Annotated in this window: 20 protein-coding genes, 1 other RNA gene and 1 riboswitch; of the genes, 4 read left to right on the forward strand and 17 right to left on the reverse strand. The window is 67.4% G+C overall.

The window, feature by feature from the left end:
• The 5 genes from dnaX to ubiD form a co-directional block, all read right to left on the reverse strand.
• Positions 1–1,161 (reverse strand): DNA polymerase III subunit gamma/tau (dnaX, locus tag ACK4S9_RS20415; RefSeq protein ID WP_409729332.1); only part of this gene is annotated, 1,161 nt, incomplete at its 3' end.
• A gap of 61 nt (positions 1,162–1,222) precedes the next feature.
• The gene (locus tag ACK4S9_RS20420) at positions 1,223–2,632 is read right to left on the reverse strand and encodes a methyl-accepting chemotaxis protein (RefSeq protein ID WP_409729334.1); all 1,410 of its coding nucleotides are present in this window, start codon (positions 2,630–2,632) and stop codon (positions 1,223–1,225) included.
• Between the two features lie 289 nt (positions 2,633–2,921).
• Positions 2,922–3,020, reverse strand: an RNA gene (ffs, locus tag ACK4S9_RS20425) — signal recognition particle sRNA small type.
• Between the two features lie 51 nt (positions 3,021–3,071).
• Complete coding sequence (locus tag ACK4S9_RS20430; RefSeq protein WP_409729336.1) at positions 3,072–3,758, reverse strand: type 1 glutamine amidotransferase domain-containing protein; 687 nt, start codon at positions 3,756–3,758, stop codon at positions 3,072–3,074.
• An 87-nt stretch (positions 3,759–3,845) separates the two neighbouring features.
• Entirely contained in the window at positions 3,846–5,330 is a 1,485-nt protein-coding gene (gene ubiD, locus ACK4S9_RS20435; RefSeq protein WP_409729337.1) for a 4-hydroxy-3-polyprenylbenzoate decarboxylase, read from the reverse strand.
• Positions 5,331–5,846: 516 nt separating this feature from the next.
• On the opposite strand from ubiD, the gene ACK4S9_RS20440 reads away from it, so the two are divergent.
• Positions 5,847–6,722, forward strand: coding sequence for a transglycosylase SLT domain-containing protein (locus tag ACK4S9_RS20440; RefSeq protein WP_409729386.1), 876 nt, complete (start codon positions 5,847–5,849; stop codon positions 6,720–6,722).
• A gap of 133 nt (positions 6,723–6,855) precedes the next feature.
• Here ACK4S9_RS20440 and nusB read toward each other — a convergent pair whose 3' ends face one another.
• The 3 genes from nusB to ribBA form a co-directional block, all read right to left on the reverse strand.
• Positions 6,856–7,326 carry a transcription antitermination factor NusB gene (gene nusB, locus ACK4S9_RS20445; protein ID WP_409729339.1) on the reverse strand — a complete coding sequence of 157 codons (471 nt, stop codon included), beginning with the start codon at positions 7,324–7,326 and terminating at the stop codon, positions 6,856–6,858.
• Positions 7,327–7,355: 29 nt separating this feature from the next.
• Complete coding sequence (ribH, locus tag ACK4S9_RS20450) at positions 7,356–7,835, reverse strand: 6,7-dimethyl-8-ribityllumazine synthase (RefSeq protein ID WP_036245112.1); 480 nt, start codon at positions 7,833–7,835, stop codon at positions 7,356–7,358.
• Positions 7,836–7,902: 67 nt separating this feature from the next.
• On the reverse strand, positions 7,903–9,009 hold the full coding sequence (gene ribBA, locus ACK4S9_RS20455; protein WP_409729341.1) for a bifunctional 3,4-dihydroxy-2-butanone-4-phosphate synthase/GTP cyclohydrolase II: 1,107 nt from the start codon (positions 9,007–9,009) through the stop codon (positions 7,903–7,905).
• A 354-nt stretch (positions 9,010–9,363) separates the two neighbouring features.
• Between ribBA and ACK4S9_RS20460 the strand changes: the two genes are divergently transcribed.
• Both ACK4S9_RS20460 and ACK4S9_RS20465 read left to right on the forward strand, forming a co-directional pair.
• Complete coding sequence (locus ACK4S9_RS20460) at positions 9,364–12,039, forward strand: EAL domain-containing protein (protein WP_409729343.1); 2,676 nt, start codon at positions 9,364–9,366, stop codon at positions 12,037–12,039.
• 79 nt (positions 12,040–12,118) lie between these two features.
• Complete coding sequence (locus tag ACK4S9_RS20465; protein WP_409729345.1) at positions 12,119–15,028, forward strand: M16 family metallopeptidase; 2,910 nt, start codon at positions 12,119–12,121, stop codon at positions 15,026–15,028.
• A 1-nt stretch (position 15,029) separates the two neighbouring features.
• Here ACK4S9_RS20465 and ACK4S9_RS20470 read toward each other — a convergent pair whose 3' ends face one another.
• From ACK4S9_RS20470 to glyA, 9 genes are all read right to left on the reverse strand, one after another.
• Entirely contained in the window at positions 15,030–15,656 is a 627-nt protein-coding gene (locus ACK4S9_RS20470; RefSeq protein ID WP_409729347.1) for a riboflavin synthase, read from the reverse strand.
• A 12-nt stretch (positions 15,657–15,668) separates the two neighbouring features.
• Entirely contained in the window at positions 15,669–16,799 is a 1,131-nt protein-coding gene (gene ribD / locus ACK4S9_RS20475) for a bifunctional diaminohydroxyphosphoribosylaminopyrimidine deaminase/5-amino-6-(5-phosphoribosylamino)uracil reductase RibD (RefSeq protein ID WP_409729349.1), read from the reverse strand.
• Positions 16,800–16,841: 42 nt separating this feature from the next.
• On the reverse strand, positions 16,842–17,411 hold the full coding sequence (locus tag ACK4S9_RS20480) for a GspH/FimT family protein (protein WP_409729350.1): 570 nt from the start codon (positions 17,409–17,411) through the stop codon (positions 16,842–16,844).
• Complete coding sequence (locus tag ACK4S9_RS20485; RefSeq protein WP_409729352.1) at positions 17,408–17,857, reverse strand: type IV pilin protein; 450 nt, start codon at positions 17,855–17,857, stop codon at positions 17,408–17,410. The genes ACK4S9_RS20480 and ACK4S9_RS20485 overlap by 4 nt, the downstream gene beginning before the upstream one ends.
• Positions 17,854–18,636, reverse strand: a complete 783-nt coding sequence (locus tag ACK4S9_RS20490) for a pilus assembly protein (protein ID WP_409729354.1) — start codon at positions 18,634–18,636, stop codon at positions 17,854–17,856. The genes ACK4S9_RS20485 and ACK4S9_RS20490 overlap by 4 nt, the downstream gene beginning before the upstream one ends.
• A 6-nt stretch (positions 18,637–18,642) precedes the next feature.
• Complete coding sequence (locus ACK4S9_RS20495) at positions 18,643–19,548, reverse strand: PilW family protein (protein WP_409729356.1); 906 nt, start codon at positions 19,546–19,548, stop codon at positions 18,643–18,645.
• Between the two features lie 26 nt (positions 19,549–19,574).
• A complete protein-coding gene (gene pilV / locus ACK4S9_RS20500; RefSeq protein WP_409729358.1) occupies positions 19,575–20,090 on the reverse strand; it encodes a type IV pilus modification protein PilV in 516 nt (171 codons plus the stop codon).
• Positions 20,091–20,202: 112 nt separating this feature from the next.
• The gene (gene nrdR, locus ACK4S9_RS20505) at positions 20,203–20,661 is read right to left on the reverse strand and encodes a transcriptional regulator NrdR (protein ID WP_409729360.1); all 459 of its coding nucleotides are present in this window, start codon (positions 20,659–20,661) and stop codon (positions 20,203–20,205) included.
• Positions 20,662–20,711: 50 nt separating this feature from the next.
• Positions 20,712–21,959 (reverse strand): serine hydroxymethyltransferase, encoded by a 1,248-nt coding sequence (glyA, locus tag ACK4S9_RS20510; RefSeq protein WP_409729362.1) that lies wholly within the window; start codon positions 21,957–21,959, stop codon positions 20,712–20,714.
• A 110-nt stretch (positions 21,960–22,069) separates the two neighbouring features.
• Positions 22,070–22,188: riboswitch (ZMP/ZTP riboswitch) on the reverse strand.
• A gap of 134 nt (positions 22,189–22,322) precedes the next feature.
• Between glyA and ACK4S9_RS20515 the strand changes: the two genes are divergently transcribed.
• A complete protein-coding gene (locus ACK4S9_RS20515; protein ID WP_409729364.1) occupies positions 22,323–23,069 on the forward strand; it encodes an SDR family oxidoreductase in 747 nt (248 codons plus the stop codon).
• Positions 23,070–23,098 lie beyond the last annotated feature (29 nt).

The raw sequence follows: 23,098 nt of genomic DNA on the forward strand, positions 1-23,098 counted from the left end.
GGCCGGCGCATGGCCAGCGGCGGCGCTTGCGGCAAGCGCCGCCGGCTGCTCGGCGCCGCCCTGCCCGGGACGGAAGGCCAGCATGCGCAGCAGGGTCATGGTGAAGCCCGCGTATTCGTCGGGCGCCAGGCCGATCTCGTTGCGACCGTGCACCGCGATCTGGTAATACAACTGCACTTCCTGCGCATCGAAAGCCTGGGCCAGGCGCAGGATGTCGTTCAGTTCCGGCAGGTCTTGCGGCACCGCAGAGGGCACCGACTGCGCCAGCGCGATCCGGTGCAGCAAGGTGCCGAGGTCCTGCAGCGCGCCGTTGTACGACAGGCTGCGGCTGGCCATCTCGTCGGCCACGGCCATCAGGTCGGCGCCGTCCTGCGCCAGCAGCGCGTCCAGCAGGCGCACCAGGTAGGACTGGTCGAGCGCGCCCAGCATGCCCTGCACCGCATCCAAGGTGACCTGGCCGGCGGCATAGGCGATGGCCTGGTCGGTCAGCGACAGCGCATCGCGCATCGAGCCGTGGGCGCCTTGCGCCAGCAGGCGCAGGGCCGGCTGCTCATAGGTGACGCCTTCCTGGCCGAGGATGTTTTCCAGGTGGCCCACGATGTGACCCGGCGGCATCTGCTTGAGGTTGAACTGCAGGCAGCGCGACAGCACCGTGACCGGGATCTTCTGCGGGTCGGTGGTCGCGAGGATGAATTTCACGTGCGGCGGCGGTTCCTCGAGCGTTTTCAGCATCGCGTTGAACGCGTGGTTGGTGAGCATGTGCACCTCGTCGATCATGTAGACCTTGAAGCGCGCATTGCTCGGCGCGTACACCGCCTGCTCCAGCAGTTGGGCCATCTCGTCCACGCCGCGGTTGGACGCCGCGTCCATCTCGATGTAGTCGACGAAGCGCCCGGCATCGATCGCGCGGCAGGCTTCGCACACACCGCAGGGTTCGGCCGTGATCCCGCCCTGCCCGTCCGGGCCGACACAGTTGAGCGACTTGGCCAGGATGCGCGACAGCGTCGTCTTGCCGACCCCGCGCGTTCCCGTGAACAGGTAGGCGTGGTGCAGGCGGCCCGTTTTCAGCGCATGGGTCAGCGCACGGACGACGTGCTCCTGGCCGACCAGCGTTTCGAAGTTCTTGGGACGGTATTTGCGGGCGAGGACTTGATAGGACATGCCGGGATTTTACCGCAGTTGGCGACTGCCGCGAACATTCCGCGGCAGTGCTTCATGGCAACTACAGTAATTCCGGGGTACCCGGCGCTCCTGCCGGGGCCGCTTGGGTCCGGCCCAGGCGGAAGGCGCCCACCACCTGCGCCAGGCGCTCTGCCTGGGCAGCCAGCCGCCCCGCGGCATCGGCCGCTTCTTCGACCCGCCCAGTATTGCCGCGCGTAACCGCATCCATGTCCTGCATGGCCTGTCCGATGGCGGCGATGCCGCCGGCCTGATCGCGGCTGGCGTCGCTGATCTCGGCGATCAGGCTCGACACTTTACGCACCCCGCCGACCACCTCCTCCATGGTCTGGCCAGCCTGCTGCGCCAGGGCGCTGCCGGCGCTGACCTGCGCGCTGGACGCCTCGATCAGCCCCTTGATCTCGCGCGCCGCGGTCGCCGAGCGCTGCGCCAGGTTGCGCACCTCGCTGGCGACGACCGCGAAGCCACGCCCCTGCTCGCCCGCGCGCGCGGCCTCCACGGCGGCGTTCAGGGCCAGGATATTGGTCTGGAATGCGATGCCGTCGATGACCGCGATGATGTCGCCGATCCGGCGCGACGAGGCATCGATGGCCTGCATCCTGTCGACGACCTGCGCCACCACCTGGCCGCCGCGCACCGCCACTTCCGATGCGCTGCCGGCCAGTTCGCTGGCAAGGCGTGCATTCTCGGCATTCTGGTCGACCGAGCCGGTGAGCTGCGACATCGACTTCACCGTGGCATGGATGGCCGCCGCCTGTTCGCCCGTGCGCGCGGCCAGTTCCGCGTTGGTCCGAGCGATCTCGGACGAGGTCGCGGCAGTGGCCCGGGCGCCTTGCTGGACCCGCCCCATGGCTTCCTGCAACAGGCCGACCATGCCTTGCAGCGCGCGTCCGCTGTTGCTCGACGCGGGCAGCAACTCGGGGTCGAGGCTGATCGTGCCCGCTTCTCCCCGCATGAGCTTGACGCTCGTGCTCAATTCGGCCGACTGCAGCGCGTCGCGCCGCAGCAAGCGGGCCAGGTAGCACAGCAGTGCGCTCTCCGCCACGACGTAGGCGGCGTGCACCAGCACCATGCCGAGACCCGGCTCGGCCAGGCAACGCACGCCGAAGCCGAGTTCCTGCAGGTAGTTGAACGACAGGTGATGCAACGCCACGACCGCGGCAGCGACGACGATGACCGCCCAGTCGCGGTAGCACAGCAGGAAGGCGAGCAGGACGAAGATACCGAAATGCAGTTCGGTCTGCCCTGCAGCCTGGTGGATGTGGAGCGCGCTGAAGACCATGAGCGCCACGGCCACGCTCATCCGGCTTGCCCTGCTGCCGCCGGCGAACAGCACCAGCACCGTCGGAATCGCCGCTGCCGGCAGGCCGACCAGCAAGGCCCAGGACAGGGTGTCGTACATGCTCGACAAGGCAAGCGCCATCGCGAACAGGCCCCAGAGGATCCCCGCCATCAGGCGATCCGCACGCAGATAGTGCTGGTGAAGCGAGACGCGATGTTCCATGATCAGGCAAGTCCTCCGTATGTACGATACGAAGGATTTAATCAAGAAAAATTCCTTATGGCAACTAAGCGCGTCAAATATGACAATTTTCTATGCCCACCCGTCGACTAAACGCAACAATTGGTGAGAATCTTCGCGAGCGATGAAGAAAAAATGCCGAAAACAGACGAACGCAAATCTGCCGCGGACGCTGCGAGCCAGGATTGAAAAGTACGTGTGGGGGGAGAAAGAGAAAGGAAGAGGCGAGCCTGATCTGCGGCACTTGCGGTGAACGGCTTTGGCTGCTTCGTTCCCGACCTGACCAGGTAAACCATGCCACAATGCGCAGGGGCCCGCCAGCAAGCATTATACCCGACCCCACCGTTTTTGGGGCCGGATCTTGCAAAGCCTATGCGCGATCCTTCAGCAAGGCCAGCAAGGCATGCGCGCCCGCTTCGGACGAGGCCGGATTCTGTCCCGTGACGAGCAAGCCGTCCGTCACGACGTAGGGCTGCCAGTCATCCGTCTTGCTGTACTGGCCACCATTTTTCACCAGCATATCCTCGACCAGGAAAGGCACCACCTCGGTCAGGCCGACGGCAGCCTCTTCCGTGTTGGTGAATCCGGTCACGCGCTTGCCCTTGACCAGCAGATCGCCGTCCACTCCCTTGACCTGCGCCAGCACACCAGGCGCATGGCAGACCGCCGCCACCGGCTTGCCGGCGCCGATCATGGCTTCGATCAGGCGGATCGAGTCGCCATCCTGGGCCAGGTCCCACAAGGGACCGTGGCCGCCTGGATAGAACACGGCGTCGAAGTCCTGCGCGCGCACGCTGGACAAGGTAACGGTATCGGCCAGCGCCGCCTGTGCCTGCGGGTCGGCGCGGAAGCGCCGGGTCGCTTCGGTCTGCGCATCGGGCTCGTCGCTCTTCGGGTCGAGCGGCGGCTGCCCGCCTTTGGGCGAGGCCAGCGTCAGGGTCGCGCCCGCATCCTTGAATACATAATAGGGAGCGGCGAATTCCTCCAGCCAGAAACCGGTTTTCTTGCCGGTGTCGCCGAGGCGGTCGTGCGAGGTCAGCACCATCAGGATGTTCATCGTGCCTCCATGTGCATGGTAGTCAACAGGGTCAAAAGCGCAGTCTAGCCGCCCCCAGCCCCGCACGCCGCACGCCAGCCCCGGCTCCTACAGGCCGAGCTGCCCCCAGATGTCGTCCACGCGCGCCTTCACTTGCGGCGTCATGGCGATCGGCGTGCCCCACTCGCGGTTGGTCTCGCCCGGCCACTTGTTGGTGGCGTCGATGCCCATCTTGCTGCCCAGCCCACTGATCGGGGAGGCGAAGTCGAGGTAGTCGATCGGCGTGTTGTCGACCATGACGGTGTCGCGGGTCGGGTCGACCCGGGTCGTGATGGCCCAGATGACTTCCTTCCAGTCGCGCACGTCGACGTCCTCGTCGACCACCACGATGAACTTCGTATACATGAACTGGCGCAGGAAACTCCAGACCCCGAACATCACGCGCTTGGCGTGGCCGGCGTACTGCTTCTTCATCTGCACCACCGCCATCCGGTAGCTGCAGCCTTCCGGCGGCAGGTAGAAGTCGGTGATCTCGCTGAACTGCTTCTGCAGCAGCGGAATGAACACCTCGTTCAGGGCCACGCCCAGCACCGCCGGCTCGTCGGGCGGCTTGCCGGTGTAGGTGGAGTGATAGATCGGATCGCGCCGCATCGTGATGCGGTCGATGGTAAACACCGGGAAGCTGTCCTGCTCGTTGTAATAGCCGGTGTGGTCGCCATACGGACCTTCGAGCGCATGCTCGAAGCCGGACGGGTGGTTCGCGTCCGGGTAGATATGCCCTTCCAGCACGATCTCGGCGGACGCGGGCACCCGCAGCTCGCTGCCGATGGCCTTGGTGAGCACGGTGCGCTGGCCGCGCAGCAGGCCGGCGAACTGGTATTCGGACAAGCTGTCCGGCACCGGGGTGACGGCGCCCAGGATGGTGGCCGGATCGGCTCCCAGCGCCACTGCCACCGGATAGGGCTTGCCCGGATTGGCCAGGGCATGCTCGCGGAAATCGAGGGCGCCGCCGCGGTGCGCCAGCCAGCGCATGATCACCTTGTTCCGGCCCAGCACCTGCTGGCGGTAGATGCCCAGGTTCTGGCGCTTCTTGTGCGGCCCCTTGGTAATCACCAGGCCCCAGGTGATCAGGGGAGCGACGTCGCCCGGCCAGCAGTGCTGGATCGGCAGGCGCGCCAGGTCGACGTCCTGTCCTTCCCAGACGACTTCGTGGCACGGGGCGCCCTTCACCTCTTTCGGCGCCATGTCCCAGACCGCCTTGACCAGGGAACCCAGGCCCATGACGTCCTTGAAGCCCTTGGGCGGTTCAGGCTCCTTCAGGCGCGACAGCACGTGCCCGATATTGCGCAGTTCGGTGACGCTGTCGGCGCCCATGCCCAGCGCCACCCGGCGCGGAGTGCCGAACAGGTTGCCCAGTACTGGAATCGTGTGTCCAGCCGGTTTCTGGAATAGCAGCGCAGGGCCCTCGGCGCGCAGGGTACGGTCGCAGATCTCCGTCATCTCGAGGTGGGGCGACACCGGCACGCCAACGTGTTTCAGCTCGCCCATGCGTTCGAGCTGCGCCATAAAGTCCCGCAAATCTGAATATTTCATCAAGTTTTGATCGTAATCTCGTCAATAGAAGCTGGTTCAAGGCACCATGCCAAGTAGCTGATTTAGCAAGACTTTTCAAAATTTCGTCTCGGCAATCAGAACTAAAAGTAATAAGAGCGGTTCGTGCTAGGGTTGACTTGGTATAAGTGAGCCACTAGAATCCGTCCTACTTGATGAGGCAGGCAGTCTTTCTGACATGATTTTAGCTGTTCTCATGCATTCACGGGGTCGGGGCCCCACATGACATTTTAGGAGTGTTTTCACTGGGCGTCTGCCCACTCCCCCGAGACAGTTGTTGAGCCACTGGTTCCACCCGCACGGGTTTCAAAGCAGCCAGCTGTAGCAAGGCAATGACGGCGTTAGTCGGCCGCAAGGCGGCGACCTACGATATTTCTGATGCACGGCATTCAGTAACCCGACACAGCGTTTACACGGTGTGACAGGGGTTCTTTTTGCCGCGACAAGGGGAATTCGATGATCCATCGTTTCATCACGAACGCAAGGTTCGTGCAATCCATGGCCAGCCAGCCAGTCACGTGGTCTTCCGTGAGCAAAGCGGCACGCGGTGTATTCAATACCGCACGCAACACCCTGACCGTATTCGGTCTCTCCGCAGTCGCGATGCTCGCCCTGCTCTATACCAACGAAGACGTCGCCAAGCGCGTCTCGGACATGTTGCATCCAGAACCGGAAGTCGTGGTCGTCGCCCAGGCGGCGCCAGCCCCGGCCCCGGCCCCGGCGCCGGTCGCCGCCGACGTTGCCGAAGCCGTCGAGATCACCCATGCCAGCGCCCAGCACCTCGGCGACAGCAAGCAGCAGCAATGGGTCACTTCCTGGCTGAGCAAGCGCTACCGCGTCGCCAGCGATGCCGCCAACATGCTGGTCTCGACCGCCTACATGACGGCGCACGAAGTCAAGCTGGATCCGCTCCTGATCCTGGCCGTGATGGCGATCGAATCGGGCCTGAACCCGTTCGCCGAAAGCCCGATGGGCGCCAAGGGCTTGATGCAAGTCATGGCCAAGGTCCATCACGACAAGTTCGAACAGGTGGGCGGCCAGCAGGCGGCCCTGAATCCGGTCGCCAACATCAAGGTCGGCGCCCTGATCCTGAAAGACTACGTCAAGCGCACCGGTTCCATCGAAGGCGGCCTGAAGACCTATGTCGGCGCGGCCGACCTGGAAACCGATTCCGGCTACGGCGCCAAGGTGCTGGCCGAATACAAGAAGCTCAAGCAGGTTGCCAAGGGTCACAAGGTTCCGACCACCAACCCGCGTCCGCTGCCGCAGACGACGGTCGTCAAGCAGGCTCCTGCCGCCAACCCGACCGAGGCGCCGGCCGCCGCGCCGGCCAAGGCCGAGAACCACGCTTCGGAAGCGCTGGCGACCCTGTAAGCCGGGCAGAAAACACTCCTCACCGACACCACCGCCTCGTGCGGTGGTTTTTTTTTGCACCGGCAGTTCGTAGGGTGGACAAAAAAAAACCACCGGCAGGACCAGTGGCTTCTATATAGAGAGGCGTTCCGGATCAGCGGCGCGCGTCCGCTCCCACCTCGTCCGGGCGCAGGGTCGAGGCCAGCTTGTCCAGCACGCCGTTGACGTACTTGTGGCCGTCGATGCCGCCGAAGGACTTGGTCAGCTCGACCGCTTCGTTGATCACGACGCGGTAGGGGATCTCCGGGTGGTTCTTCAGCTCGTAGGCGCCCAGCAGCAGCACGCCGTGCTCGATCGGCGACAGCTCGGCCACGCCGCGGTCGATCAGCGGCGCGATGACTTCGCGCAGCTCGACCGAGGTGGCGATGGCGCCGTTCAGCAGTTCGCTGAAGAACTCGCCGTCGGCCTTGTCGAAGCCGTGGGCGCCGCGGATGTTGGTGACGACCGTGCGAGCCGGTTCGTTGTTGAGCAGCCATTGGTACAGGCCCTGCAGCGCGAACTCGCGCGCGCGGTGGCGCGGCGTGCGGTTCTTGCTCGGGTTGGCGTGCGTGGTCTTGTCGGTCATGTGGTTTCCTTTACTGCTTATTGTCGCTTTTATTCTTCCTCGGCCTGCAGCTCTTCCAGCGCGAACAGCAGGTTCGACATCTCGACCGCGACGCGCGCCGCGTCGGCGCCCTTCTCGGCCATGCGGGCTTCGGCCTGCTCGTCGTTCTCGGTGGTGAGGATGGCGTTGGCGATCGGCATGCCGTAGTCCAGGCCGATGCGGGTGATGCCCGCGCCCGATTCGTTCGACACCAGCTCGAAATGGTAGGTCTCGCCGCGGATCACCGCGCCCAGCGCGATCAGCGCGTCGAACTGCTGGGTCTCGGCCATTTTCTGCAGGGCCAGCGGCACTTCCAGCGCACCCGGCACGGTGATGTGGAGGATGTCCTCGTCGGCCACGCCCAAGCGCTTCAGTTCGGCCAGGCAGGACGACAGCAGGCCGTGGCCGATGTCGGCGTTGAACCGTGCCTGCACGATGCCGATGCGCAGGCCTTCACCCGCCAGATTGCTTTCAAAAGTTCCTACCGTCATGGCTGACCTCTTCTTCTCGATTGGTATGTATATATAGTAGTGTGATTTGCCGTCCGGACGCGCCGCGTCACGCGGTCGGCTGCGGCAGGTAGCCGGTGACTTCCAGGTCGAAGCCGGTCATCGACGGCATCTTGCGCGGATTGGCCAGCAACTGCATCTTGCCGACGCCGAGGTTGCGCAGGATCTGGGCGCCGATGCCGTAAGTGCGCAGGTCCATCGAGGCCGCGCGCGCGCTCCTCGCGCTGGTGTCGCGCGGGGCGAACTGGGCGAACAGCTGCTCGGCGGTCTCGCCGCAGTTCAGCAGCACGATGGCGCCGCAATCGCGGCCCTTGATGGCCTTCATGGCCGAGGCCAGGTCCCAGGAGTGGGTCGACGCGCAGTCGCCCAGCACATCGAGGATCGACACCGGCTGGTGCACGCGCACCAGGGCTTCCTTGTCGCGCGACAGTTCACCGTGCACCAGGGCCAGGTGGGCCGCGCCGCTCGGCTTGTCGCGGTAGGCGACCAGCTTGAACTCGCCGTACGGGGTGCCGAGCGGGCGCTCGGCCACGCGCTCGACCAGGCTTTCGTTCTGGCTGCGGTAATGGATCAGGTCGGCGATGGTGCCGATCTTCAGCTTGTGCTCCCTGGCGAATTCGATCAGGTCGGGCAGGCGCGCCATGGTGCCGTCTTCCTTGATGATCTCGCAGATCACCGAGGCCGGGGTCAGGCCGGCCATCTCGGTCAGGTCGCAGCCGGCTTCGGTATGGCCGGCGCGCATCAGGACGCCGCCCTTCTGGGCGCGCAGCGGGAAGATGTGGCCCGGCTGCACCAGGTCGTCCGGCGTCGTGCCCTTGTTCACGGCCACCTGGATGGTGCGTGCGCGGTCGGCGGCGGAAATGCCGGTGGTGACGCCCTCGGCCGCTTCGATCGACACCGTGAAGTTGGTGCCGAAGGAGGTCCCGTTCTTCGACGTCATCATCGGCAGCGCCAGTTCGTCGCAGCGCTCTTCGGTCAGGGTCAGGCAGACCAGGCCGCGCGCGTGGCGGATCATGAAATTGATCGCTTCCGGGGTGACGAAATCGGCGGCAAGCACCAGGTCGCCCTCGTTCTCGCGGTCTTCTTCATCGACAAGAATGACCATGCGGCCGGCGCGCAATTCGGCAACGATTTCCTCGGTGCTGGAGATAGACATACGGATTCCTTGAAACGGGAGTTTTGCACAATCCGCTATTTTAAAGGATTTACCGCCGTTCAACCGAGCGCTGGCGATACTCCTCAGCACAACACTGTGAATTCGTCAACGGGCGTTGCCATAAGGCAACATGCAACAATTCGCGTATTTTCATGGGGTGAGAATTGCTAAGCTAAGTTTCCGACACGCAACAAAGAGCGCGTCCAAGCACGACTCGATTATGATAATGACATTGCGGCCACATGTGGTGCCGAGGCCTTTCCCCGGCGCTACAGGGCCATTTCCTGGAGTAGACATGGCGGTCGTTCCGCATTCGTTCAGCCGCAACCTGCTTTCGCAAGCGAGGCAGGACTGATGGCCACGATTCTGATCGTCGACGACCGGCCGAGCAACCGCGCCTTCCTGAACGCCCTGCTCGGCTTCACCGGGCACCGCCTGCTCGATGCGCAAGACGGGGCCCAGGCGCTGGCGCTGGCGCGCGCCCAGCGTCCCGACCTGATCATTACCGACATCCTGATGCCCGTCATGGACGGCTACGAACTGGTGCAGCAACTACGCCAGGACCCCGACCTGCGCGACATCCGCGTGATCTTCTTCTCGGCGGTGTACGCCGAGCGCGAAACCAAGGCGATGGCGGCGCGCAGCGGCGTCGCCACCGTCCTGCCCAAGCCGGCCGACCCGCAGCAGATTCTGGACGCCATCAGCGCCGAACTGGGCGTGCTCGAAGGCGCCCCGCCGCTGCCGGTGGCCGAACCGGCGCCGGAGCGCGAACGCGCCCTGCCCTTCGACCTGGGCGCGCGCCTGGCCGAACTGGAGCGCATGTGCCTGGCCCTGATCGGCGAGCGCCGGGTCGAGACCCTGGCCGCCTCCTTCCTGGATGCGGCGCGGCGCGTGCTGCACGCCGACTTCGCCGCGCTGTGCCTGCTCGACCGGGACGAACGGGGCGTGCGCCACCTCGACACCTGGGAGCTCGCGCCCGAACTGCTGGCCTCGCACGCGCTGGACGACGCCCATCTGCCCGGCATGCTGCTGCGCGCCCGGGCGCCGCTGCGCCTGGCCCAGGGCGATCCCCTGCTGGCCGGCATCCCATCCTGCCATCCGCCGATGGGCAGCTTCCTCGGCCTGCAGGTGCACGACCTGCAGCATCCGCACGGCTGGCTGTATTGCGCGCGCCGCCCGGGCGCGCCCTCCTTCACCGACGAGGAAGAACGCTGGGCCACGGCGCTGGCCGCCCAGCTCGCGGTGGCCTACGAAAACCTGAACCTGTACGACGTGGTACAGCGCCACGCCACCCAGCTGCAGCTGGAAGCGCTGGCGCGCGCCGACGCCGACAAGGCCTTGCGCGAGAGCGAGCACCGGCTCGAGCTGGCGCGCCAGGTCTTCGACAGCACCCGCGAGGGCATCCTGATGACCGATGCCGAGGCGCGCATCGTCGCCATCAACCCGGCCTTCGAGCAGATCACCGGCTACCGCGAATCCGAGGTGCTGGGCTGCAACCCGAGCATCCTGCGCTCGGGCCGGCACGACGCCTCGTTCTACCGCGACATGTGGCACTGCCTGGCGCAGGACGGCCAGTGGCGCGGCGAGATCTGGAACCGCCGCAAGAACGGCGAGGTCTACCCGGAACGCCTCAGCATCAGCGCCGTGCGCGACGAGTCCGGCGAGCTGACCGCCTACGTCTCGGTGTCCACCGACCTGTCGGCGCTGAAGGCCGCGTACCACCAGCTCGACTTCCTGGCCAACCACGACGCCCTCACCCTGCTGCCGAACCGCTCGCTGTTCAACGACCGCCTGCAGCAGGCCATGGCCGCCGCGCGCCTGGGCGACGGCCAGCTCGCCCTGCTGCTGTTTAACGTCGACCGCCTCTCGCGCATCAACGACAGCCTCGGCCACGCCGCGGGCGACGCCGTGCTGCGCGAAGTGGCGCGCCGGGTCGGCAGCATCGCCGGCCCGACCGATACCCTGGCGCGCCTGTCCGGCGACGAATTCGTCCTGCTGCTCACCAATTGCAAGGACAACGACGACATCATCCTGGCGGCGCGCCGCCTGATCGACGCCATCGCCCAGCCGCACGCGGTGGGCGAGCACGACGTGGTGGTCACCGGCAGCGTCGGCATCAGCATCTTCCCGCGCGACGGCAACGCCCCGGGCGACCTGCTCAAGGCCGCCGACGCGGCGCTCACCGAGATGAAGGGCGCCGGACGCAACGGTTTCCGCTTCTTCAAGGGCGAGATGAACGCCCAGGCGCTGCGCTGGCTGGCGCTGGAGACGCGCCTGCGCCGCGCGATCGAGCGCGAGGAACTGGCCCTGCACTACCAGCCCCAGGTCTCGCGCATCGACGGCAGCGTGGTCGGCATGGAAGCCCTGCTGCGCTGGCGCAGCGAGGAGATCGGCACGGTCTCCCCGAGCGACTTCATCCCGCTGGCCGAGGACACCGGCCTGATCCACCCGATCGGCGAGTGGGTGATCCGCCAGGCCTGCCTGCAGAACAAGGCGTGGCAAAACGCCGGCTTGAGCCCGGTGCGGGTAGCCGTCAATGTCTCGGCCAACCAGTTCAAGGCCGGTTCGGTGAGCGCGGTGGTGCGCAAGGCCCTGGCCGAGAGCGGACTGGCGCCGCGCTACCTGGAAGTGGAGCTGACCGAAAGCGTGATGCTGGGCGACAGCGCGGTGGCCGAGACCGAGATGGCCGAGCTGCGCGCCATGGGCGTGTCGCTGTCGCTGGACGACTTCGGCACCGGTTATTCCTCGCTCGGCTACCTGTCGCGCTTCCCGCTCGACAAGCTCAAGATCGACCAGACTTTTGTCCGCAACATCACTTCCGAGCAGCGCAGCGCGGCCATCGCCCAGGCCACCATCGCGCTGGCCCAGGGCCTGTCGCTATCGGTCGTGGCCGAGGGCGTGGAAACGGTCGGGCAGCGCGACTTCCTGGGCCTGATCGGCTGCGACGTGATGCAGGGCTACCTGTACAGCCGCCCGGTGCCGGCCCATGAGATGGCGGCGCTGCTGGCAAAGGGGCGTGTCGCCGTTTGACCTGCAAGCACGACTGCGCAACAGACTATGCGGGTGCGCGCGGTAGAATGCGTGCTCGTCCACTGAAATTGGATCCCCGATGAGCAAGAATGCCGTGCGCGGTCTTTGCCTGGCCGCGCTGCTCTGCGCCTACTGGCCGGCGGGCCTGGCCGCTGCCGCCCCGGCCTCGACGCCGGCCGCCCCCAAGGCCGGCGCGCCCTTGCGCCTGGACGCCCCGATCCCGGTCGGCCCGCAGGTCAAGGTGGGCAAGCTCGCCAACGGCCTGACCTATTACATCCAGCGCAATGCCCGCCCCGAACGCAAGCTCGAACTGCGCCTGGTGGTCAAGGCCGGCTCCATCCTCGAAGACGAGGACCAGCGCGGCATGGCCCATTTCGTCGAGCACATGGCCTTCAACGGCTCGACCAACTTCCGCAAGCACGAACTGGTGTCCTACCTGCAGTCGATCGGCGTCGGCTACGGCGCCGACCTGAACGCCTATACCTCGTTCGACGAAACCGTCTACATCCTGCCGATCCCCACCGACAAGCCGGAGCACGTGGCCAAGGCCTTTCAGGTGCTGGAAGACTGGGCCCACGGCCTGCGCTTCGACCCGGACGCCATCGAGAAGGAACGCGGCATCGTGCTGGAAGAGCTACGCCTCGGCAAGGGCGCCTCGGACCGCATGGGCAAGAGCATCATGCCGGCGATCTTCAACGGCTCGAAATACGCCGAGCGCCTGCCGATCGGCACCGAGGAGGTGCTGCGCAGCTTCCGGCCCGAGGCCTTGACCCGTTTCTACCGCGACTGGTACCGTCCCGACCTGATGGCGGTGGTGGCGGTCGGCGACGTCGACCCGCTGCACGCCGAACAGCTGATCAAGCAGCATTTCGCCCACCTCAGGAACCCGGTGCCGGCGCGCCCGCGCGCCTACGCCGAGATCCCGGCGCGCCAGGCCACCGAGGCGCTGGTGGTCACCGACACCGAGGCGACCGGCAATGCGGTGCTGATCCGCTACCCGGTGCAGCCGGTGGCCGAGGCCGGCACCATCCGCGCCTACCGCGACGACCTGGTGCAGTCGCTGTTTTCCACCATGCTCAACCAGCGCCTGCAGGAACTGTCGCAGCTGCCTGAGCCGCCCTTCATGGGCGCCAGCAGCTCGCTCGGCAAGCTGACCCCGCGCTACCGCTCGTACAACGCCTCGGCCGCACTGGGACCGCGCGGCGCCGATGCGGCGCTCACCGCCCTGGTCGAGGAAAACGAGCGCGCGCGCCGCTACGGCTTCGGCGCGGCCGAACTGGAGCGGGTCAAGAAAAGCCTGATGCGCAGTTACGAGCAGGCCTGGAACGAGCGCGCCAAGAGCGACTCCGCCACCTATGCCGCCGAGTACATCCGCAACTTCCTGCAGCAGGAAGCGATCCCCGGCATCGACACCGAATACCGCTACGTCAAGGAGCTGGTGTCCGGCATCGGCCTCGACGAGGTCAACGCCTATGCGCGCCGCACCATTCCGGCAAACTCGGGCAAGCTGGTGCTGTACACCGGCGTGACCCGTCCCGACACGCCCGCGGGCGCGCAACTGCTGGCCGCGGTGGCCGGCGCCGAGCGCGCGGAACTGCGCCCGCACGACGAGAAGGCGGTGGCGGCGCGCCTGATGGAGCGCCCGCCGCAGCCCGGCGGCATCGTGGCCGAGTCGATTGATGCGGCGCTCGGCCTGACCCGCCTGACGCTGTCGAACGGCGTCAAGGTGATCCTCAAGCCGACCGATTTCCGCAACGACCAGGTCTTGATGAGCGCCGCCCGCTTCGGCGGCCAGAGCCTGTTCGGCGACCAGGATATCCTGAATGCGCGCTTCGCCAATGCGATCGTGGCCAGCATGGGGGTGAAGGACTTCACCCCGCTCGACATGCGCAAGATCCTGGCGGGCAAGGCGGCGCAGGTGAACGTCGGGCTGGCCAACTACACCGACGTGGTGGTGGGCGCCTCGGGCGCGACCGACATCGAGACCATGCTGCAGCTGACCTGGCTGAAGTTCCAGGACGTGCGGCGCGACGAAGACCTGTTCCGCTCCTACGTCGGCAAGCAGGTCGAGCAGGCGCGCAACCAGAGCGCGCAGCCCGGCGCGCGCTTCGGCGACGCGGTGATGGCGGCGCTGTACAACCAGCATCCGCGCGCGCCGCGCACCCTCAGGGCCGAGGAGTACGAGCAGATCGACCTGGATCGCAGCATCGACATCTTCCGCCAGCGTTTTTCCTCTGCCCGCGACCTGACATTCATCCTGGTCGGCAGCTTCGACGTGGCGGCCCTCAAGCCGCTGCTGGCGAGCTACCTCGGCAGCCTGCCCACGCCCGAACTCACGGTGGCCTACCGCGACGTCGGCCTGCGTCCGGCAACGGGCGTGGTCAAGCGCGAGGTGCGCAGCGGCTCGGAGCCGAAGAGCACGGTGTCGCTGACCTTCACCGGCAAGGCCGAGTTCAGCGATGCCGAGCAGTTGCGCCTGGCGGCCCTGCTCGAGGTGCTCAACCTGCGCATCATCGAGGTGCTGCGCGAGAAGATGGCCTTGATCTACGGCGGCGGCGCGTCTGGCGTGCTGAGCAAGATCCCGTATGGTAATTATTCGATCGGCGTCACGCTGCCGACCGGGCCCGAGCACGTGGACAAGGTCATCGCGGCCACCTTCGCCGAGATCGAGCGCCTGCAGGCCAAGGGGCCGGAGGCGGGCGACCTCGACAAGGTGAAGCGCAACTGGATCCAGAACCACCGCGGCTCGCTGCGCGAGAACGGCTACTGGCTGTCGCACCTGCAGTCGGCGCTGAGCGAAGGGACCGCCCCGGCCTCGATCCTGGAGGTCGAGAAGCAGGTGCAGGCGATTACGGGCGAGGAGATCCAGGTGGCGGCGCGGCGCTACTTCAACGCGCAGAACTACGTGCAGGTGGTGTTGAACCCAGAGCAGCAGGCGGCAACGAGCGTGGCGGCATCCGGCGCCGCCCAGGCGGCGCCGGGCGGCTGATTCACGCTTTGGCCGAAAGCATGCGCTCCACGTAACGCGCGATCAGGTCGATCTCCAGGTTCACCTTCGACCCGGCTTGCAAGTGCTTGAGGGTCGTGACCTCGATCGTGTGCGGGATCAGGTTGATCGAGAAGCGGCATACCTTGCCGCCCTCGCCTTCGATGTCCTCGACCCGGTTCACCGTCAGCGACACGCCGTTGACCACCACCGAGCCCTTGTAGGCCAGGAACTTGGCCAGCTCCCAGGGTGCATCGATGACCAGTTCGCGCGACTCGCCCACCGGCTCGAAGCTGTGCACGGTGCCCAGCCCGTCCACGTGGCCGGACACCAGATGGCCGCCCAGGCGCTCGGCCAGGGTCAGCGCCTTTTCCAGGTTGACTTCGCCCGGCGCCGCCAGGCCGACGGTCTTGCTCAGGCTTTCGCGCGAGACGTCCACGGTGAAGGCCTGGTCGGTCTTGGCGACCACGGTCATGCAGGCGCCGTTGATGGCGATCGAGTCGCCCAGCGCGACATCGGCCAGGGCCAGCGGGCCCGCGTCGACTTCCAGGCGCACGCCCGCGAACGAGCCGCCTTCCAGCGGGGTGACCGACGTGATGTTGCCGACGGCGGCGACGATTCCAGTAAACATACGGCTTATTCCTTAGTGTTCAGTGTTGATGTCAGGTTGGGCGAAGCGGGCCAGAATGCGGATGTCGTCGCCGACCCGCGCCAGGTCGTGGAAGCGCAGCCGGCGCTGCTCGCTCAGCCTCGCCAGCGGCGGCAGTGCGAACATGCCCTGCCCCGGCCCGATCAGGCTGGGCGCCAGGTAGACCAGCAGTTCGTCGACGCAGCCTTCGCGCACCATCGACGCATTCAGTTTCGCACCGGCTTCCACGTGCACTTCGTTGATCTCGCGCCGGCCGAGCTCGCGCATCAGGGCCGGCAGGTCGGCCTTGCCCTGCGCATTCGGCAGAATGATGACTTCATGGCCGGCGGCGCGCAAGGCGGCGGCCTTCGCGGGCGCTTCGACGGCGGCGACGATCCAGCACGGCTCGCCCTGCAGGATACGGGCACCCGGGTCGATCTCCAGCCGGCTGTCGACGATCACGCGGCGCGGCGGCAAGGGAGTGTCGATACCGCGCACGGTCAGCTGCGGGTCGTCGGCCTTCACCGTGCCGATGCCGGTCAGGATCGCCTGGGCGCGGGCGCGCCAGGCGTGGCCGTCGGCGCGGGCATCCGGGCCGGTGATCCACTGGCTTTCGCCGTCGGCCAGCGCGGTGGCGCCGTCCAGGCTGGCGGCCACTTTCAGGCGCACCCAGGGCAGGCCGCGCCGCATGCGCGAGAAGAAACCGATATTCAGCTCATGGGCCTGCTCGGCCAGCACGCCGGAGGTGACAGCGATGCCCGCCGCTTCCAGCTGGGCCAGGCCGCGGCCGGCGACGAGCGGATTGGGGTCGAGCATGGCGGCCACCACGCGCCCGATGCCGGCCTGCACCAGCGCGTTCGCGCACGGCGGCGTGCGGCCGTAATGGCTGCAGGGTTCCAGCGTGACGTAGGCGGTGGCGCCGCGCACGTCGTTGCCGCGTGCCTGGGCGTCGCGCATGGCCTGGATCTCGGCATGCGCCTGCCCTGCGGGCTGGGTGTGGCCGGCGCCGATCACGCGGCCGTCGCGCACGAGCACGCAGCCGACCCGGGGATTCGGCGCCGTGAGATACATGCCTTTCGCCGCCCAGGCCAGGGCCAGCGCCATGCCCTCGCTATCGTCGTGAATCTGTGCCGTGTCGTTTGCCAAGGTATTCCGTTCCGCTGTTCAGCCCGGCCCGCAACCGGGCAACTAGCGCGGCGCCGGGGCGCCGTCGCAGCCCTCGTCGCGCGCCGGGTTGCACTGCCGTACGCGTCCGAGCATGTTGATTTTAATACGCCGGGTATGCCCGCCGTGAAACAGCGACAGCGTACCGAGCCGCGCGGCGCCGCTGTTGCCGTCGCTGCAGCTGCGTCCGGCGCCATTGTAGGCGATGTACTGGGGCGGCGCTGACTGGGTGAAGGAATAATCGAGGCGCAGGCCTTGCGGCAGCGGCCCGTGGACGGCCAGCACCTCGTCGGGCGCGCCCGGCTGGCGGTCGCCGTCGCGGTCGATGAAGACCGTCCAGCCGCGCGTCCAGTCGGCCCCGGCCGGGTCGCGCGGCACCAGCTTGACCTGTTCGTTGCGGGCGATCGCCTGCGCCCGTACGTAGAGAATGGCATCGTGCAGTTCGTTTGACGCGGCCCTGATCTGCTGGGAAGCCAGCAGGGCGTGCAGGTCGGGCGCGGCGACCGCGAAGGCGACGGCGGCAATCGCCAGCACCACGGCCAGTTCGGCCAGCGTGGCGCCGCTGACGGCGTGCCCCGGAGCGCGGCCGCTCATGGCCAGCAGCGCCGCCCGCCGCCGCTCGCGCCCTGAGCGCCGGTGCTGTCCAGGCTCAGGTCGCCGCAGTCGGGATCGCTGAAGCCGGTGTCGACGTTCGCGGTGCCCGGCCGGGCGCGCAGCTCGATGCACTGGCTGATGGCCTGCCCCTCGCAGGCACGCCCGTCGAGCTCGTAGGCGCTGTCCCGCGCCGTGGCGCCGAGCCACCAGCGGAACTGGCTGCCGTCCGCATCCGGGGAGGCGATCGAGAAGGCCACATAGGTATGGTGCAGGGCGCGGTACTGCTCCTGGCGCTGCATGGCGTCGACCAGCGCCAGCTGGGCCTCGACCCGGCGCGCCTTGACCACGTGGCGCGCGTAGCCCGGGTAGGCGATCGCGGCGAGGATGGCCACGATCGCCAGCACGACCAGCAGTTCCACCAGCGTGAACCCACAACGGCGCTTCATCGCCCTTCCCTTCCCGCCGCCACGGCCTGGTGCCAGTTGCCGATCTCGCGCCAGCCGACCCGCAGGCCGGGGCCGCCCGGGGTGCCGGGCAAGTCGGTGGGCGCGGGCCCCGGCGCTTCCGGACCGGCCGGTTCGCCCTGCCCCGGCTCCGGCCCCAGTCCCGGCGGCGGCGCGTTCCCGGGAGCCCCGCTGCCTGCGGGCGGCGCGGCGGCCAGCAGCTTGCGGTAATAGGCCTGCAGCGCCACCTGCGTGCCCGCCATGCTGCCGAAACCGAGGGCGCTCACCCGGTACAGCAGCGTGTCGGGGGCCGCGGGCATCCGTTCGATCAGGTAGCGCGGCGCCCGGGCCGGCAGCGCGCCTTCTCCGCTGGGGAGCAGCGCGCCCGTGAAGGCTCCGAGCGGAATCGCCGGCCCTTCGTCGTCGGCCAGTGCGGCGAAGATGGCGCCGGGGTCCGGCGCATGCTCGCACAGGCCGTCGTAGGGCGTGGCGCCGCGACAGCCGGCGGCGAAGGCGGCGGGAGCCGCCCCGGCCAGTGCGGCGGCGCGTGCCGAGGCAGGGTCCTGGCCGCCTTCGATGTCGCGCTCGGCATCGGCCAGCGCGGCCATGGCGGCCTGCAGCGCCAGCATCCGGTCGCGCTCGTGGCCGGCGGCGCGGGCGCCGCTGATCGCGCTGCGCGCCGCCGCGATGCTGGTCAGCAGCACTGCCAGCATCAGCAGCAGCGCCGTGAGCAGCGCGAGGCCGCGCTGGCCGGCGTACGGCGGGTGGATGGCGGGTCCCATGCCGGCTCAGCGCATGCGCGCCGGCAGCGCGATGGTGGTGCCGAACACCTTGCGATAGCGCGCCGCGCCGGCCCCCGACAGCTCGGCCTCCCGCAGCTGCGTGCCGGCATCCGACCTGCCTGCCAGTGCGCCATAGTCGCTCCCGAACAGCGCGTGGACGGCGTTGCGCGCCGACGCCAGCCGGCTCACCGGCCCGCGCAGCAGCAGGGCCACGCGCACGCTGGCGATCTTCTTCCAGTGGGTACGGCGGCGCAGGTCGGCATCGCGCTCGGCGGGGGTACTGCCTTCCAGTACCAGGCCGGCATCCAGTCCGGCCAGGGCGCTGGCATTCAGGTAGCGCTCGGGGGTGCCGTCGGCATCGCCGTCGAGCCCGTACAGCACCTGGAAGCTGTCGATGGCGCCCACCACCGCGTCCGCCGACCAGTTGTTGTTGCCGCGGTACTTGCAGCGCAATTCGGCGTCGCCCTGGGCATTGCGGGCCACATAGAAGATGCTCCAGCCCTCCTCGTTGCGGTGGACGGCGAAGCCGGCGCAATCGAGGCTGGTGCCGTCGCCGTTGGGCGGGGCGCCGGTGCCGGGGAAGCGGACCGCCAGCACGTCGCTGCCGTTGACGGCGTCCGGCGCCGCATTGTCGATGCCGAATCCGGCCTGGCTCACCCTGCGCGCGTCCAGGCCCGACAGGCGCGCCGGCGCCGCCGGATCCGCCGCCCCGCCCTGCCCGTCCGGGTCGGCCGCCGCCGACTGGCGCACGGCGCGCGCGATCGCTTCCAGCGCGTAGCGTCCGGCATCGTCCATCGCCGCCGTTTCCACCTGGGCGGCGAAGGCGCGGCTGGCCCAGATGAACAGGCTGGCGCAAGCGAGCAGCACGGCCAGGCCGACGCTTGACGCGACCAGCAGTTCGGGCATCGTCATGCCGCTTTCCCGCCGTGCCCGGGGACTCATCGGAGCACTCCCACGTAGCCGGGTGCATCGCCCGTGCCCTGCCAGCCCAGCTTGACGACCGGCACTGCGTTCGCATTGCCGTCGCAGCTCCAGCGCAGGCGCCCGGCGGCGCCGTCCCAGGGTGCGCCGTCGCGGCATACCGCGATGCGGCCGCGCGGGAATTGCGCGTGCACCGCCTGGCGGATTTCGTACAGGTCGAACTCGGCCAACTGGAGCGGCGTGCAGTCGCCCGCGAAGCAGCCGGCGCCGGCCGCGGGCGGGCCGCTTGCTGCGTCGTAGGACAGGGCAAGATAAGGATTGGCGCCGTCGGGCAGGCTGGCCACGGCGGGATTGACCTGCATGCGCGCGGCGAGCGAATCCGCCAACCGGGCCGCCTCGGACATCAGCGCCGACTGCTGGCGGGTGCGTTCGGCGGTGAGCTGGGTGGCGCCGGCGCCGACGATGCCGATCGCCAGCACGAACAGTGCGACCAGCACCTCGGCCAAGGTAAAACCTCGCGCTTTGTCCTGCACGGCCCCTCCCTCGATCAACTAGCGAGCTGCGAAGTTATCAGGCGTGACGAGGCCAGCCGTGAGCTGGCGCAATCGGGTTCAGGGAACTGCCGAGATCGGGATGCGGCGTTTGCTATTTACGAGGCTGGCCGACTTCGGCGATCGCTTCCTGGAATTCGGCCAGGTCTTCGAAATTCTTGTAGACCGAAGCGAAGCGGATGTAGGCGATCTTGTCGAGGCGCTTGAGCTCCTGCATCACCAGCTCGCCGACATAGCCGGTGTCCACCTCGCGCAAGCCGCTCGTCAGGAGCTTCTCCTCGATGGTGGCCACCGCGGTGTCGATGGCTTCGGCGGCGACGGGACGCTTGCGCAGGGCCAGCATCAGGCTGTCGCGCAGCTTGTTCGCCGAGAACTCGGTGCGGCTGCCGTTCTTCTTGACGATGATCGGCATCGACAGTTCGATGCGCTCGTAGGTGGTGAAGCGCTTGTCGCACTTCGCGCAGCGCCGGCGCCGGCGGATGGCGTCCCCCTCCTCGGACACGCGGGTGTCGAGGACCTGGGTATCTTCATGCTGGCAGAACGGACATTTCATGGCGCCGGAACATTCAAAATGGGCCGCTCAGGGCGGCCCAGGGTTGCTTCTTACTTCGCGTAGACCGGGTACTTGTCGGTCAGCTGCTTGACCTGCGCCTTGACGCGCTCGATGGTCGCGGCATCGTGCGGGTTGTCCAGCACGTCGGCGATCAGGTGGCCGACCTTGACCGCGTCTTCTTCCTTGAAGCCGCGCGTGGTGAAGGCCGGGCTGCCCAGGCGGATGCCCGAGGTGACGAAGGGCTTCTGCGGGTCGTTCGGGATGCCGTTCTTGTTGCAGGTCATGTGGGCCTGGCCCAGGATCGCTTCGGCTTCCTTGCCGGTCAGGCCCTTCGAACGCAGGTCGACCAGCATCACGTGCGACTCGGTACGGCCCGAGACGATGCGCAGGCCGCGCTCGGTCAGGGTGTCGGCCAGCGCCTTGGCGTTCTTGACCACCTGCTTCTGGTATTCCTTGAACTCCGGCGACAGCGCTTCCTTGAAGGCCACGGCCTTGCCGGCGATGACGTGCATCAGCGGACCGCCCTGGATGCCCGGGAAGATCGCCGAGTTGATCTGCTTTTCGTACTCGGCCTTCATCAGGATGATGCCGCCGCGCGGGCCGCGCAGCGACTTGTGGGTGGTCGAGGTGACGAAGTCGGCGTGCGGCACCGGATTCGGGTATTCGCCCGCGGCGATCAGGCCGGCATAGTGGGCCATGTCGACCATGAAGTAGGCGCCGACTTCCTTGGCGATGCGGGCGAAGCGCTCGAAGTCGATGCGCAGGGCAAACGCCGAGGCGCCGGCGATGATCATCTTCGGCTTGTGCTCGCGGGCCAAAGCTTCCATGGCCTCGTAGTCGATGTCTTCCTGCTCGGTCAGGCCGTAGGAAACGACGTTGAACCACTTGCCCGACATGTTCAGGGCCATGCCGTGGGTCAGGTGGCCGCCTTCGGCCAGCGACATGCCCATGATGGTGTCGCCCGGCTTGAGCATGGCGAAGAACACGCCCTGGTTGGCCTGCGAGCCCGAGTTCGGCTGCACGTTGGCGGCTTCCGCGCCGAACAATTGCTTGAGGCGATCGATCGCCAGCTGCTCGGCGACGTCGACGTATTCGCAGCCGCCGTAGTAGCGCTTGCCCGGATAACCTTCGGCGTATTTGTTGGTCAGCTGCGAGCCCTGCGCTTCCATCACGGCCGGCGAGGTGTAGTTCTCCGAAGCGATCAGTTCGATGTGGTCTTGCTGGCGAACGTTTTCCTTCTGAATGGCATCCCACAGTTCCGGGTCGACATTGGCGAGCGTATGATCTTTTGCAAACATGTAAAACTCCAATCGAGAGAAATACCAGGCAACGGCAGCGTTGTCGGTCCGGCGCTCCGGCGGGCTGCAGGACCAGCGGCGCAAGGCAGCCCGATACGATACGTACCAGTTGTGGCTGCCCAGGCGAACGGCGAGTTGGCGTCTCAGGTTCCCCGGTGGGTCTCCACCTTTGCCGTGGGCCGCGATCAGGATGCGGACGCACGGTGTTTCGCCAGTTACGTGAGACGTGAATTCAGCTGATTGTATGTGATCCGGGCCTCTTAGGGCAAGGAAACTGCTGTCGTCTTAACAAGCTCGGGGCGGCCAGCGGGATGCTGGCCATTTCGGCTACAATTTTCAGTTCCTTCGCCCTCGGGACCTACCATGATCGTCTTTATCACCGGCGCTTCGGCCGGCTTCGGCGCCGCGATGGCGCGCATCTTCGTCCAGAACGGCCACCGCGCCATCCTCGCGGCGCGCCGCACCGAGCGCCTCGAGGGCCTGGCGCGCGAACTGGGCGAGGCCGCCCTGCCGGTCACGCTGGACGTCACCAGCCGCGCCTCGATCGAGGCGGCCCTCGGCGGCTTGCCGGAAGGCTGGCGCGACATCGACGTGCTCATCAACAATGCGGGCCTGGCCCTGAACACCAAGCCGGCGCACGAAGTGCCGCTGGAAGACTGGGACACCATGATCGCCACCAACTGCCAGGGCCTGGTGACCATGACCCGCGCCGTGCTTCCCGGCATGGTGGCGCGCGGTAGCGGCCTGGTCATCAACCTGGGCTCGGTGGCCGGCCACTACCCCTACCCGGGCGGCAATGTGTACGGCGCGACCAAGGCCTTCGTGGAGCAGTTCACGCTGAACCTGCGCGCCGACCTGGTCGGCACCGGCGTGCGCGCCACCAACCTGGCGCCGGGACTGTGCGGCGGCACCGAGTTCTCGAACGTGCGCTTCAAGGGCGACGATGCGGCCGCGGCCAAGGTCTACGAAGGCACGGCGCCGCTCACGGCCGAGGACATCGCCGCCACCGCCTACTGGATTGCGACCCTGCCGCCGCACGTGAACGTGAACAGCATCGAGTTGATGCCGACCTGCCAGGGCTTCTCGCCCTTCGCCATCAAGCGTTCCTGATGCCTTGCTAGCGCGGGCATTTCCTTGCC

The organism is Massilia sp. (genome assembly GCF_046293535.1).
Classification (GTDB): domain Bacteria; phylum Pseudomonadota; class Gammaproteobacteria; order Burkholderiales; family Burkholderiaceae_D; genus Telluria.

Excerpts from the sequence above, each read along its gene's own strand:
- ACK4S9_RS20420 (WP_409729334.1), bottom strand. The coding sequence starts at position 2,632 with ATGGCGGGGATCCTCTGGGGCCTGTTCGCGATGGCGCTTGCCTTGTCG.
- ACK4S9_RS20430 (WP_409729336.1), bottom strand. The coding sequence starts at position 3,758 with ATGAACATCCTGATGGTGCTGACCTCGCACGACCGCCTCGGCGACACC.
- ubiD (WP_409729337.1), bottom strand. The coding sequence starts at position 5,330 with ATGAAATATTCAGATTTGCGGGACTTTATGGCGCAGCTCGAACGCATG.
- ACK4S9_RS20440 (WP_409729386.1), top strand. The coding sequence starts at position 5,847 with ATGGCCAGCCAGCCAGTCACGTGGTCTTCCGTGAGCAAAGCGGCACGC.
- nusB (WP_409729339.1), bottom strand. The coding sequence starts at position 7,326 with ATGACCGACAAGACCACGCACGCCAACCCGAGCAAGAACCGCACGCCG.
- ribH (WP_036245112.1), bottom strand. The coding sequence starts at position 7,835 with ATGACGGTAGGAACTTTTGAAAGCAATCTGGCGGGTGAAGGCCTGCGC.
- ribBA (WP_409729341.1), bottom strand. The coding sequence starts at position 9,009 with ATGTCTATCTCCAGCACCGAGGAAATCGTTGCCGAATTGCGCGCCGGC.
- ACK4S9_RS20460 (WP_409729343.1), top strand. The coding sequence starts at position 9,364 with ATGGCCACGATTCTGATCGTCGACGACCGGCCGAGCAACCGCGCCTTC.
- ACK4S9_RS20465 (WP_409729345.1), top strand. The coding sequence starts at position 12,119 with ATGAGCAAGAATGCCGTGCGCGGTCTTTGCCTGGCCGCGCTGCTCTGC.
- ACK4S9_RS20470 (WP_409729347.1), bottom strand. The coding sequence starts at position 15,656 with ATGTTTACTGGAATCGTCGCCGCCGTCGGCAACATCACGTCGGTCACC.
- ACK4S9_RS20480 (WP_409729350.1), bottom strand. The coding sequence starts at position 17,411 with ATGAGCGGCCGCGCTCCGGGGCACGCCGTCAGCGGCGCCACGCTGGCC.
- ACK4S9_RS20485 (WP_409729352.1), bottom strand. The coding sequence starts at position 17,857 with ATGAAGCGCCGTTGTGGGTTCACGCTGGTGGAACTGCTGGTCGTGCTG.
- ACK4S9_RS20490 (WP_409729354.1), bottom strand. The coding sequence starts at position 18,636 with ATGGGACCCGCCATCCACCCGCCGTACGCCGGCCAGCGCGGCCTCGCG.
- ACK4S9_RS20495 (WP_409729356.1), bottom strand. The coding sequence starts at position 19,548 with ATGACGATGCCCGAACTGCTGGTCGCGTCAAGCGTCGGCCTGGCCGTG.
- nrdR (WP_409729360.1), bottom strand. The coding sequence starts at position 20,661 with ATGAAATGTCCGTTCTGCCAGCATGAAGATACCCAGGTCCTCGACACC.
- glyA (WP_409729362.1), bottom strand. The coding sequence starts at position 21,959 with ATGTTTGCAAAAGATCATACGCTCGCCAATGTCGACCCGGAACTGTGG.
- ACK4S9_RS20515 (WP_409729364.1), top strand. The coding sequence starts at position 22,323 with ATGATCGTCTTTATCACCGGCGCTTCGGCCGGCTTCGGCGCCGCGATG.